The organism is Corynebacterium appendicis CIP 107643 (assembly GCF_030408415.1).
GTDB lineage: Bacteria > Actinomycetota > Actinomycetes > Mycobacteriales > Mycobacteriaceae > Corynebacterium > Corynebacterium appendicis.
This window is the reverse complement of sequence record NZ_CP046976.1, coordinates 965925-977996: the sequence shown is the minus strand read 5'-3', so window position 1 is coordinate 977996 and position 12072 is coordinate 965925. Positions and strand designations below refer to the sequence as shown.

General features: G+C 63.1%; 14 protein-coding genes. 1 reads left to right on the top strand and 13 read right to left on the bottom strand.

Annotated features, from left to right (window positions below):
* Nucleotides 1-128: 128 nt before the first annotated feature.
* Nucleotides 129-1202: an HNH endonuclease signature motif containing protein gene (locus tag CAPP_RS04900; protein WP_234958703.1), complete on the top strand. Its 1074-nt coding sequence runs from the start codon at nt 129-131 to the stop codon at nt 1200-1202.
* Here the strand turns inward: CAPP_RS04900 and CAPP_RS04895 are convergent.
* The 13 genes from CAPP_RS04895 to CAPP_RS04835 all read right to left on the bottom strand — a co-directional run bounded on the left by CAPP_RS04895 (nt 1199) and on the right by CAPP_RS04835 (nt 12068).
* The gene (locus CAPP_RS04895) at nt 1199-1474 is read right to left on the bottom strand and encodes an Rv1322 family protein (RefSeq protein WP_076598392.1); all 276 of its coding nucleotides are present in this window, start codon (nt 1472-1474) and stop codon (nt 1199-1201) included. The genes CAPP_RS04900 and CAPP_RS04895 overlap by 4 nt on opposite strands.
* Before the next feature lie 10 nt (nt 1475-1484).
* A complete protein-coding gene (nucS, locus tag CAPP_RS04890) occupies nt 1485-2177 on the bottom strand; it encodes an endonuclease NucS (RefSeq protein WP_076598391.1) in 693 nt (230 codons plus the stop codon).
* 53 nt (nt 2178-2230) lie between these two features.
* On the bottom strand, nt 2231-2698 hold the full coding sequence (locus tag CAPP_RS04885) for a DUF2550 domain-containing protein (RefSeq protein ID WP_076598603.1): 468 nt from the start codon (nt 2696-2698) through the stop codon (nt 2231-2233).
* Between the two features lie 177 nt (nt 2699-2875).
* Nucleotides 2876-3238 (bottom strand): F0F1 ATP synthase subunit epsilon, encoded by a 363-nt coding sequence (locus CAPP_RS04880; RefSeq protein WP_076598390.1) that lies wholly within the window; start codon nt 3236-3238, stop codon nt 2876-2878.
* A gap of 9 nt (nt 3239-3247) precedes the next feature.
* On the bottom strand, nt 3248-4798 hold the full coding sequence (gene atpD, locus CAPP_RS04875; RefSeq protein WP_234958702.1) for a F0F1 ATP synthase subunit beta: 1551 nt from the start codon (nt 4796-4798) through the stop codon (nt 3248-3250).
* 3 nt (nt 4799-4801) lie between these two features.
* Nucleotides 4802-5776: a F0F1 ATP synthase subunit gamma gene (locus tag CAPP_RS04870; protein ID WP_076598389.1), complete on the bottom strand. Its 975-nt coding sequence runs from the start codon at nt 5774-5776 to the stop codon at nt 4802-4804.
* Between the two features lie 70 nt (nt 5777-5846).
* Nucleotides 5847-7526 (bottom strand): F0F1 ATP synthase subunit alpha, encoded by a 1680-nt coding sequence (gene atpA, locus CAPP_RS04865; protein WP_076598388.1) that lies wholly within the window; start codon nt 7524-7526, stop codon nt 5847-5849.
* A 9-nt stretch (nt 7527-7535) separates the two neighbouring features.
* A complete protein-coding gene (locus tag CAPP_RS04860) occupies nt 7536-8369 on the bottom strand; it encodes a F0F1 ATP synthase subunit delta (RefSeq protein ID WP_076598387.1) in 834 nt (277 codons plus the stop codon).
* An 8-nt stretch (nt 8370-8377) separates the two neighbouring features.
* Nucleotides 8378-8959, bottom strand: coding sequence for a F0F1 ATP synthase subunit B (locus CAPP_RS04855; RefSeq protein WP_076598386.1), 582 nt, complete (start codon nt 8957-8959; stop codon nt 8378-8380).
* A gap of 47 nt (nt 8960-9006) precedes the next feature.
* A complete protein-coding gene (locus CAPP_RS04850) occupies nt 9007-9249 on the bottom strand; it encodes an ATP synthase F0 subunit C (protein WP_076598385.1) in 243 nt (80 codons plus the stop codon).
* A gap of 100 nt (nt 9250-9349) precedes the next feature.
* Nucleotides 9350-10147 (bottom strand): F0F1 ATP synthase subunit A, encoded by a 798-nt coding sequence (gene atpB, locus CAPP_RS04845; protein ID WP_076598384.1) that lies wholly within the window; start codon nt 10145-10147, stop codon nt 9350-9352.
* A 341-nt stretch (nt 10148-10488) separates the two neighbouring features.
* Entirely contained in the window at nt 10489-10920 is a 432-nt protein-coding gene (locus tag CAPP_RS04840; protein WP_076598383.1) for a Cg1360 family ATP-synthase-associated protein, read from the bottom strand.
* Between the two features lie 8 nt (nt 10921-10928).
* Nucleotides 10929-12068 (bottom strand): glycosyltransferase family 4 protein, encoded by a 1140-nt coding sequence (locus tag CAPP_RS04835; RefSeq protein ID WP_076598382.1) that lies wholly within the window; start codon nt 12066-12068, stop codon nt 10929-10931.
* Nucleotides 12069-12072: the final 4 nt, after the last annotated feature.

Below are 12072 nucleotides of genomic sequence, written 5' to 3'. Positions count from 1 at the left end.
CCGGCACCACCGCGGCCCGCCAGGTTCCCTCAAAAATGCGCATTATAGTGCACATTTATCCCTTTACCGGGGTACGGAGAGACGCTAGCGTTCAGAGCATGAACTCATTTAGAACTCTCATACAAGCAATGTCGGAGGCGGCGATAGACGTCCTGGCCGACTTCGATAAAGAAGCAGCACTCGACGCGGGAATAGACCCGAACCGCGTCAACGCGTGGGACGGACTCCACGAGGTTTATTTCGGGCCGACGACCTCTCAGCAGAAGCAGCGTCTCGCGCGCGAGAAGGCGCAGCGGAAGGGTTTCTCGCTCGACCAGCTGGCGCTCATCGAGCGGCGGATCAAGAAGATCAAGTCGAATCGCACGCGCACCAAACTCCGCCTCTTGCTCCTTGACGCGACGGGCAACTACAAGGCGCTCGCCCGCCTCGCCAGGCGGCTCGTCCCAGGCAAGGGGGAGCCCCCGCGCAAGCAGGTCACGTTCAGCCGCTCCAAGCGCAACCGGCGCACCATGACCGTCACCGCCGACGAGCGCGACATGGCCGACCTCGAGCACGCGCTCATGCGCGGCACGGACACGTCCAGGCCCATCGCACCGCAAATGCTAGAGAATTTCCTGAGGCTCATGCGCGGCTACAACGGGAAGGGAGCTGAAGCAGACGGCAGCGCCCCAAACGGCGTACCGCACGCCGTCCCCCGACCACTGCTGCTCATCCCGCTCCCTGATTGGGTCGAAATCCACCAGGGCAAGGGCAACGAAACGATACTGCACTTAACGGACGGCACATCGATAACAGGTGCCGAATTCCTTAACCAGTACTACGCGACAGCAGAAAACCATCTAGCGGCGGCCACGTTCCACCCGGAGGTGGGGGCGGTGAACCTGTACCGCGGGCGTCGATTAGCGAATGAGAAGCAGCGCGTCCTCGCGCGCGCAACGAGCCCCGCGTGCCCCGTGCCCGACTGCCGCCACAGCGCCGACGCGTGCGAAATCCACCACATCACCGCCTGGAAGCACGGCGGCGAGACAAACATGGCCAACCTCGCGCCGCTGTGCCGCTACCACAACCGCGTCAACGACGACGACCCGCGGCGAGCCAAGCGCGGGCGCATCGCCAATGTCGCGGGCACGCCCGTGTGGCGTTCACCGCGGGGGCGCATCGTGCCCAAACAGCACGGCGCGATGCACGCGCTTTTCGCTTAACGACGCTCCCAGCAGTGCCTGTGCCAGTGCCTCCGATCCTCGCCGCGCCCGCCGGTGTCCCGCGGCCACGCTACAATGTGCGCGACACCGGGCGGAATATTCTGGTTACACCGCGGGCACACGTAGAACTTCTGCGCCGACGCTGACCCCATCTGCCGCACCAGGTAGATGTCTCCGTGGGGGCCGACCTCCTCGCGCGTGCCGAAATACGCCCCGCCGTCGCGCGGTAACGGGCGCAACTGCTGCGCGTGACGACGATTCCTCCGCGGCATATTCGCCTCCCTAGAACAACCGGAGCTCGTTGCTCTCGATTCCTCGCAGCTCGTCGTAGTCGAGCGTGACGCACGTGATTCCGCGGTCCTCCGCGAGCGTGCGCGCCTGCGGCTTGATCTCCTGGGCCGCGAACACGCCCTTGACTTCGCCGAGGAGGGAATCGCGGCTCAGCATCTCCACGTAGCGGGTGAGCTGCTCGACGCCGTCGATATTGCCACGGCGTTTGACCTCCACCGCCACAGCCGCGCCGTTCGGATCTTTCGCCATGATGTCCACTGGCCCCAGCGGCGTCGGGTACTCGCGGCGCACGAGCGTGTAACCCTCCCCGAGGACCGTGATGTGCTCCGCCAGAAGTTCCTGCAGGTGCGCCTCCACGCCGTCCTTGATCAGTCCCGGGTCGACTCCCAGGTCGAAGGACACATCCGAGTGAATCTCCTCGATGGTGACGCGCAGCTGCTCCCCCTTCGGGTTCTCCACGACCCACAGTTGCGCTCCTGTCTCGTCGCCGTCGACGTCCAGGATCGGCTCCTCGGCGATTGTGCACGGCGGCGTCATCCAGTTCAACGGCTTATACGCGCGATCGTCCGCGTGAACCGACAGCGAGCCGTCGGCCTTGACCATGATCAGCCGGTCCGCGAGCGGCAGATGCGCATCCAGTCGGCCGACGTAGTCCACTGAGCAACGAGCGATAACAAGACGCATAGTCCACTACCCTAGCGTCGGCCCGAGGAAGTCGGATCACAGCCCCAATGCCGTTACAAACTCCCCAGACCGCCTTTGAAGACCCGGCTGCGGAGCCTGTGCATATCCGGGCGCACCTTCCGCCTGTCCGGGGCTGACTCCACCCACGACACCAGCGCCATGCCGGCATGGCGGTCAGTGGCGAACTCATAATCCTCGCCTGCTGAAGAAAACGAAACGACCACCTCGACGCCCGGCATGAAATGCCGTTCCGTCTCAGTGGCCTGCCTATTGCCAGTGATCGACAGTATGGAGCGGTTCAGCTCCATATCCGCCGAAAACGAAAACGAGCGCAACTTGAAAAAGCGCACGGTTTCGCCTTTGTACGCGGCGATTCCGTGGCGCCAACCGTGTGTGCCGGTCGCCGGCAACTTGCGAAGCAGCGCTGGAGTGCCGTTGTTGCGGACCGTCAGGAACCTCCACAGCGCACCGGCGATCAGCACTATCAGTACCGCGCCGAAGAGGAACCCGAGAAGCTTCATAACGAGCCAGTCTAGATGGTTCCCCAGGCTCATTTAACCGTCGAAAGTTCTACTCCCCCCCAGACGGTTCATGAGTGTCCGCGACGGCTCGCGAATCGGGTGTTGGGCGCCGGGGCAAACGGACACAAAGAAACCGCCCGGACCAGCCAATGGCATAGTCCGGGCGGAAAGGGAGAACTAGGCGTTGCCGCTTCGTCGCAAAGCTGCTTGCTCTGCGTCGTGGCGTGCCTTCGACGTGGGATCCTCCTCGTCGAACTCCTGATTGGAATCGACCTCATCGGCGAAAATTGCGTAATCCGCCAAGATGGTGACCTTATCGCCAGTCACCGAGACGAACCCACCCTGAACGGCCGCGACGATCTTGTCGCCGTCGACCGGGGTGATGGTCACGACACCGTTTTCCTTGAGCTGGCCCAAGAACGGCTCGTGGCCGGGCAGCACGCCGATCTCACCTTCGGAGGTCTGGGCGGTGACGATCTTCGCCTCGCCAGACCACAACATGCGCTCAACCGAAACGAGGTGCGCGGTGATTTCAGCCATGAGCTACTCCTACTTCTCTTGCAGCTTCTTGTACGCAGCCTCGACGTCGTCCAGACCGCCGAGGTTGTTGAAGGCCTGCTCCGGGTAGTGGTCGAACTCGCCGGACGCGAGACGGTCGAATGCGTCGATCGTCTCCTCGAGCGGCACGTAGGAACCCTCGTCACCCGTGAACTTCTTCGCGACGAAGAAGTTCTGGCCCAAGAAGCGCTGGATCTTACGGGCGCGCATGACGGTGATCTTGTCCTCTTCGGACAGCTCGTCCATACCGAGGATGGCGATGATGTCCTGCAGCTCCTTGTTCTTCTGCAGGATGTTGATCACCTTCTGAGCGACCGCGTAGTGGCGCTCGCCGACGATGCCCGGCTCCAGGATGCGGGAGGTCGAGGTCAACGGATCCACAGCCGGGTAAATACCCTTCGAGGCAATGGAACGGGAGAGCTCGGTGGTCGCATCCAGGTGGGCGAAGGTCGTGGCCGGGGCCGGGTCGGTGTAGTCGTCCGCCGGCACGTAGACGGCCTGCAGAGACGTAATCGAACGGCCCTTGGTCGAGGTAATGCGCTCCTGGAGGACACCCATCTCGTCAGCCAGGGTCGGCTGGTAACCCACAGCGGACGGCATGCGGCCGAGCAGCGTGGACACCTCAGAACCTGCCTGGGTGAAACGGAAGATGTTGTCGATGAACAGCAGCACGTCCTGGTTCTGGACATCGCGGAAGTACTCCGCCATGGTCAGGCCGGACAGGGCTACACGCATACGGACCCCGGGCGGCTCGTCCATCTGGCCGAAGACAAGGGCGGTATCGGGAAGAACGCCCATGTCCTCCATCTCGAGGAAGAGGTCCGTACCCTCACGCGTGCGCTCGCCGACGCCGGCGAAGACCGACGTACCGGAGAACTCGCGGGCGATACGGGTGATCATCTCCTGGATGAGAACGGTCTTGCCCACACCAGCGCCGCCGAACAAGCCGATCTTGCCGCCCTTGACGTACGGGGTGAGGAGGTCGATGACCTTGATACCGGTCTCGAGAATCTCGGTCTTGCCCTCGAGGTCCTTGAAGGCCGGGGGCTCGCGGTGGATGCCCCAGCGCTCGCCGTCCTGGCCAACCGACGGGTCGTCCAGGCAGTCGCCCAGCGCGTTGAAGACGTGGCCCTTGACCTGGTCGCCGACCGGCACCGAGATCGGGTTGCCGGAGTCGACGACCTTGGCGCCGCGGACCAAGCCGTCAGTCGGAGCCATGGCGATGGTGCGGACGAGGCCGTCGCTCAGGAACTGAGCTACCTCGAGCGTAATGGTCTTAGCCACTGCCTCGAGCTCGATGCTGGTGTGCAGAGCGTTGTAGAGCTCCGGCAGCTCGCCGCGCGGGAACTCCACGTCAACGACGGCGCCGATGACGCGCACGACGCGGCCGTTCTCGGAACCCTGCGGGTTCTGCGTGCTCTCAGCGCTACGAGCCTGGGTGGCATTATCAGCGGCGTTCTCGACGGCACCGGAGGCTGCGACGTTGTCCTCAGCCCCGGTCGGCTCGTCGTTACGCCCATCAAAAGATTGAGCTGTAGTCATGTTCTAGTCACTTTCTCCGCTACCGGACAACGCGCCAGCGCCGCCGATAATCTCGGTGATTTCCTGGGTAATCTTCGCCTGACGGAGCTGGTTCGCTTCACGCGAAAGCTCGCCGGCCAGTTCGGTTGCGTTGTCCGTCGCGTTCTTCATCGCGGTGCGTCGAGACGCGGACTCCGCTGCCGACGCCTCCAGGAAGATCGAGTAGAGCGACCTGGAGACGTACGCGGGAAGCAGCTTATCCATCAGGGAATCTGCATCCGGCTCGAAATCCATGTCCGGCAACGCGTTGCCCGACGTGTTCAGCAGATCCTGCTGCTCGAACTCGACATCTTCGAAGACGGGCTCGATGGGGAGCAACTGGTGAACAGTCGCCTCCTGCGACAGCATGGACACGAACTCTGTGTACACAACGTGCACCTGGTCAAAGCCCCGGACCGCCTGCCCCTCGGTGCCGCGTAGGCCGTCACGCCATTTCGCTTCACCGTCGGAGCTGGCTTCGAAGCCCTGGATCATGTGCTGGCGTACGTCGTGGGTGGACTCCCACGACGGGTCCTGGGACCAGCCGGTCCACTCTCCCGCGATCTCCTGATCGCGGAAGTCGTAGTGACTGACGCCTTTGCCGCCGGTGATATAGCGGACCACGTCGTAGCCGTTGTCCCGGAGCATGCGCTCCAGTTCGCCAGCCTTTTTGAGCACGTTGTGGTTGTAGCCACCGGCCATGCCACGGTCGGACGTGACCACGAGCATCGCCGCCACCTTGCCGTTTTCGCGTTCACGAAGCATCGGGTGGTCCAGGTTTGTCGCGGACACGAGACGCTCCATCATGTCCTGCATCTCGTTGGCGTACGGCTGCGCCGCCTCAACGCGCTGCTGGGCTTTGGTGATGCGCGATGTCGCGATCAGCTCCTGGGCCTTGGTGATTTTCTTCGTGGAATTGACTGACCTGATTCGGTCGCGCAGTTCGCGAAGTGTAGCCATGGTGTGTGCTCCTCCTTTCTCTTAAGTCGTAGTGAGTCGTATTCGCTCGTCTAGTCCGTTGATTTTTGAACTAGTCGCGCTTCTGCGACTTACGAGAAACGTTGATCTGGTGCTTCGACACATCCGACTCGTCGAGGGGCTTCGCCTCCGGCTCGCGGACGACGTGCTCCTCATCGGTCGGCTGGAAGGCGCGGGCGAAACGCTCGTTGACCGACTTGAGAGTCTCCTTGGACTCGTCGGAAAGCGCGACACCGCCTTCAATCTGGTCGTAGACCTCCGGGGCCTCGGCGCGGACCGTCTCGTGCAGCTCTGCCTCGTAACGGCGGACGTCTTCGACGGGAACGGAGTCGAAGGCACCTTCGTTGGCGAGGTAGATCGAGATGATCTGGTATTCGACCGGCTGCGGCGAGTTCTCGGACTGCTTCAGCAGCTCGACGAGGCGCTGGCCGCGCTCGAGCTGGCGCTTGGAAGCGTCGTCCAGGTCGGAGGCGAAAGCCGCGAAGGACTCGAGGTCGCGGTACGCGGCCAGGTCCAGACGGAGGTTACCGGCGACCTTTTTCATGCCCTTGGTCTGCGCTGCGCCACCGACACGGGACACGGAGATACCGACGTCGATAGCCGGGCGGACGCCCTGGTTGAACAGGTCGGACTGCAGGAAGCACTGACCGTCGGTAATCGAGATGACGTTCGTCGGAATGAAGGCGCCCACGTCGTTCGCCTTCGTCTCAATGATCGGGAGAGCGGTCAGGGAGCCGGCGCCGAGCTCGTCGTTAAGCTTGGCTGCGCGCTCGAGCAGGCGGGAGTGCAGGTAGAACACGTCGCCCGGGTATGCCTCGCGGCCCGGCGGGCGGCGGAGCAGAAGGGAAATCGCGCGGTAGGCCTCAGCCTGCTTGGTCAGATCGTCGTAGATGACCAAGACGTGGTTGCCCTGGTACATCCAATGCTGACCGAGCGCGGCGCCAGCGAACGGAGCGAGCCACTTGAAGCCCGCGGAGTCGGAAGCCGGAGCAGCCACGATGGTGGTGTACTCCAGGGCACCGTTCTCCTCGAGGGTGCGGCGCACACCTGCGATGGTCGAGCCCTTCTGGCCGATGGCGACGTAGATGCAGCGGACCTGCTTCGTCTTGTCGCCCGTCTCCCAGTAGGCCTTCTGGTTGAGGATGGTGTCGATGCAGACCGCGGTCTTACCGGTCTTGCGGTCACCAATGATCAGCTGGCGCTGACCACGGCCGATCGGCGTCATTGCGTCGATCGCCTTGATGCCCGTCTGCATCGGCTCCTCGACCGGCTGGCGGTCGAGGACACTCGCGGCCTGAAGCTCGAGCACGCGCTCTTCTTCAGCCTCGATCGGGCCCAGGCCGTCGATGGGCTGACCCAGGGGATTGATCACGCGGCCGAGGAACTGTTCCCCGACCGGAATGGACAGGACCTCTCCGGTCCGTACAACTTTGTCGCCCTCGGTGAGGGTCTCGAAATTACCCAGGACCACCACGCCGATCGTGTCGGTGTCGAGGTTCTGTGCGACGCCGATGACGCCGTTCGGGAACTCAAGCAGCTCGTTGGTCATGCAGCCCGGCAGCCCGGAAACCTGGGCAATGCCATCTGCAGCCGACGTCACCACGCCGACCTCCTCACGGGAGGCCTCCGCGGAGTAGCTCGAGGTGTAGTTCGCTATCGCGCTACGGATCTCATCGGAGGAGATCGTCAGCTCCGCCATGTTCTTCCTGCTCTCGGTAGATTGTTCCAGCATTGTTCGTCGTTAGTAAGCCGTGTTGGCGGCCATGTCGGCACGCAGGCGCTGCAGTTTGCCGCGCGTGGAGCCGTCGATAAGCTCGTCGCCAACGCGGATGGTCACACCGCCGAGGAGGCTGGGGTCAACCTCGGAGTGGATGGCCATCTCGCGGCCGTAAATCTTGCCTAGCTTGTCTGCCAGTGCGTCACGCTGCGCATCGGTCAGCTCTGTCGCGGATGCGACCTCCGCAACCGTCTTTCCCGTCAGCTCGGCGGACTCGCGCGAGACTGCGGCGATGTCGTCGACCGGGTTGTGCTCGGGGCGGCCAATCACCTGCAGCGCGAGCGCCTCGGTGTACATGGTCACCTTGCCGTACAGGACACTCGCCAGAAGCTGGCGCTTCTGGTCTGCGGTTGCGCGGCGGTCGGACAGCAGCTGGGTCAGCTCACCTTCGCGCTCGAGAAGGCGGGACAGCGCGAAGAGCTCGTTTTCAACGAGCTCAAGCTTGTTCTCGCTCTCGGCGCCACGAAGGAGTGCCCGGCGACCCAGGTGGACGAGGCCCTCGCGGAATTCGCGCGGGGTCGACCAGTCCTGCTCAGCGGCCTGCTTCAGGACGGTGAGCGTGGCGTCGGCCACCTTGCCGCCGAAGACGTCGCTGATCATGCCCGAGCGCTGCTCCGGCTTGAGGGAGGTGTCTGCCACTGCGACGCGCAGAGGACGGTGGTCTTCGAGCTGGTCCACAACGAGGAACAGTTCGGTGCCCACCTGCGCGGCGATGGAGACGGTGTCGCCGACGTTGCGCAGAAATGCGTCCAGTTTCTCGGCAACCCGAGTCTGGGATTCGCGGCTAGCTGCTCTCATGGACTACCTCACTTCCGCGTCGCCGAGCGGGCGGAGACGGTATCCAGCTGGCTCAGGAAAGAATCGATGGTGTTGGAGCGTCGGGTGGTGTCCGACAGCTCTTCACCGAGGAGTTCCTCTGCCAGCGTGATGGAGTTCTGGCCCAGATCGTTGCGCAGTTCGGCGATGACCTGCTCGCGGGAGGCCTGGAGCTGCTTCTCGCCGTTTTCGACGATGCGGCGGGACTCTGCCTCTGCGTTGGCGCGGGCTTCTGCCTCGATCTCCTTGCCCTTCTGGCGGGCTGCTTCGCGGATCTCGGCGGCTTCGGCGCGTGCTTCAGCGAGCTGTGCGTTGTTCTTCTCAAGAGCAGCCTTGGCCTGTGCTTGAGCGGACTCGGCGCGCTCAATGCCGCCCTTGATCCTGTCTTCGCGCTCTGCGAGGACTTCCTGGAACTTCGGAAGAACGAACTTCCAGAAGAGCAGGAAGATGATGATGAAGACAACGAGGGACCAGACGAGGTCGTAGTTCTTGGGCAGGAGGATGGAGTTTCCGCCCTCGAGCGGAAAGTCCTCGGCCTCCTCGGCCGCAAGTAGGTAGATGACGTTCGTCATTGGTTGCTCCTGTACTAAAAGGTTTACGAGTTAATGTGCGTGTTCTTTTAGAACAGGAAGCCGGCGACGAGGCCGATCAGGGCAAGAGCCTCAACGAAGGCGATACCAAGGAACATCGTGGTGCGCAGCTGGCCAGCCATCTCCGGCTGACGTGCCATGCCCTCGACGGTCTTGCCGACGAGGATGCCGATGCCCAGGCCCGGGCCGATGGTGGCGATGCCGTAGCCGATGGCGCCGAGACCGGTGTACTCAGTAGCTTCTGCTGCCTGCGCAAGGATGATGTCGTTCATGGAAAGTCGTTCCCTTTCTTGGTGCCCGTGCCGTCTGCGGCCCGGGCGATGACGAGGTGAGTGGGGTTATTCAGTTGACCATTTGTCAGTTCGCGCCTGACTAGTGCGAATCTGCGTGCAGCGACAGTTCGATGTACACCGCGACCAGAAGGGCGAAGATGTACGCCTGCAGGAAGATGACAATCAACTCGTACAGGGTGAACAGGACCGCTGCGACCAGTGTGAGACCGCTCATCGCCGTCCAGCCGTTGAGCTGCCAGAAGAAGAAGTTCGTGGCGGAGTACAGCAGGACGAGAATGATGTGGCCGGCCAGGAAGTTCGCCATGAGACGAAGAGCCAGGGTGACCGGACGCAGAATGAATGTCGAGAAGAACTCGATCGGCACCACCAGGAGGTGGAGCACGGGTGGCAAGTTGGGGATCACGAGCGAGTGCTTCACGTATTTGCCGAATCCGTAGCGCGATGCGCCTGCGTAGATCATCGTGATGTAGCCCACCAGCGCGAGCACGATCGGAAGACCGATTCGCGAGCTCGGCGAGATGTTCAACCCCGGAATGATCGTGGCAACGTTCATGAAGAGGACCGTGAAGAAGATGGTCGCGATTACCGGCAAGAATCGGCGGCCTTCTTTCTTGCCCAAGATGTCTTCGGCGATCTGCACCCGGACGAAGTCCACTGCGAGCTCACCGAAGTTCTGCAGACCCTTGGGAACCAGCTGCGGTTTCCGGAAGGCCAGCAGGAAAAGGATGATCAGGACGGCCGCCATGAACAGGCGGACGATCATGATGCGATCCAGCGCGAACCAACCACCGAGGAAGTCTTCCCCGATGATGTGGCCGTAGTATTGCCCCGGGAAAAATTCTGGGTCCAATTCGGGTGCGTGGAAGCTGCCCCTCATGGCCAAAGTTGTAACGCTCAGCGTTCTCTCCCGTTCTCGGGCCGCACTTTTTGGAAGTGCGGTGCGATGGACGTCTTCATTTCTGCCTTCCGCGGCGGACTCCGTCGCACATCAGCTACCGCGGTGCAGGGGACTTATAGAGGTGGTTACCCCAAATATGGCGTAGCTCTCCTCTTCTAACCCGCGAACAGCCTATCAGCAGATGTGCCGAATCGGGCACGTTGGGGGGAGGTTGTCGCGGGGGTTTATTCAGGATCCGCGTATGAGCAGGTGCGGGCACCATTCAGGGGCCTGTTAGCTGAGTCACAGGGGGCAAGGCACGCTTATCGACGTCTCCCCTGCTACCCCACGTACATCGCCTGCGTCGTCATGATTCCCCACACTTCGGTGGCGAGCACCACGACGAGTGCGGCGATCATGGTGACCGCGAGGGCTGGCGTGTCGTAGAAATCCATGGTGCGCAGCCACATGAGAAGGCCAATCAAGACTAATAGCTTGACCAGCCAGCTACCGAGCACGACGGCCATGGTCGTTGACGGCGTGGTGTTCGCCGTGGCCAGCACCGAGACGACGGTAAGAAGGACGAAGCTGCCGCCGATGGCGGCGCCGAGGAGCACCCCCCAGATGCCGGGCAGATCGCGCGCGGCGCCCCAGGCTGCAAGGGAGACGATCGTGAGGGCGACAAGCGCCCCGGTGCCCAGTTTCAGGGCGCGCTTGAGCGGCGCTTGGGGGTCTTCGTACTCGGGGACGTCTTTAGCTTCTGCATTCACAATCGCTCATGCTACCGGGCGGGCCCGATCTTCCCCTTCATCGCGGGCACAGCGGTGGCCCCGGCCGCGAGGAGGATCGCGGCGATGAGCAGGCCCGCGGCGTAGCGCGGCGGGATGACGGAGAAGCTCACTGCGCCGAACGCGATCGCGGAGACCCATATGTACAGCACCAGCACGGTGCGCCGGTGTGTGTGCCCGAGCGCAAGCAACCGGTGATGGATGTGCTGCCGGTCGGCGGCGAACGGGCTCTTGCCCTGGGAAACGCGGCGGAAAACGGCCATGACGAGGTCGACCACCGGGAGCGCCACCGCCGCCACGACGACGATGAAGGGGCTGATCAACGCCACGAAGTCGGCGGTGCCGTAGAGCGACATATTGATCTTGCCGGACGCGGAGATCGACGCGGCAGCCAGCAACAGCCCGATTAGCATGGCGCCCGAATCCCCCATGAAGATGCGCGCGGGCTCGTAATTGTGCGGGAGGAAGCCGGCGCACATGCCTACCACCGCCGCGCAAATGATCGCGGGCGGGTACGCCGAGACGGCGCCGCCCTGGTCGTGGAGCACGGTCAGGGAGAACACCAGGATCGCGGCGCCCGAGATCATGCCGAGCCCGGCGGCGAGCCCGTCGATGCCGTCGACAAAGTTGAAGGCGTTGATGAGCATCACAATGATCAGCGACGACACCACAATGCCCTGTGTCTGGTCAAGGACCAGTGTCGTCCCGCCGTCGAACGGAAGATAGAAGACGTTGAAGGTCAGGCCCATGACTGACATGGTCACGGCCGCGACGACTTGGCCGAAGAACTTGGAGAGGGCGCCGAGCTCGTAAAGGTCGTCGATAATGCCGACGACGACGATGAGGAACGCCCCGATCACCACGGCCGTCATCTCTGGAGTGACGGGGGCGAAGCCGCGGGTGAGCGCTGGCAGCTGCATTGCGAGATACACGGCGGACAGGAAGCCGGTGAACATGGCGACGCCGCCGAGGCTCGGGGTCGGCTGGGTGTGCACGTCGCGCTCGCGGATTTCGGCGATGCGGCCGGTGCGCACGAGCAGGGAGCGGATGGGGCCTGTCGCGAGATAGCTCAGAACCGCGGCAACGAGGATGACCAGCCCCAGCTCCCGGAGCGGAACACCTGATCCGGTCATGGTG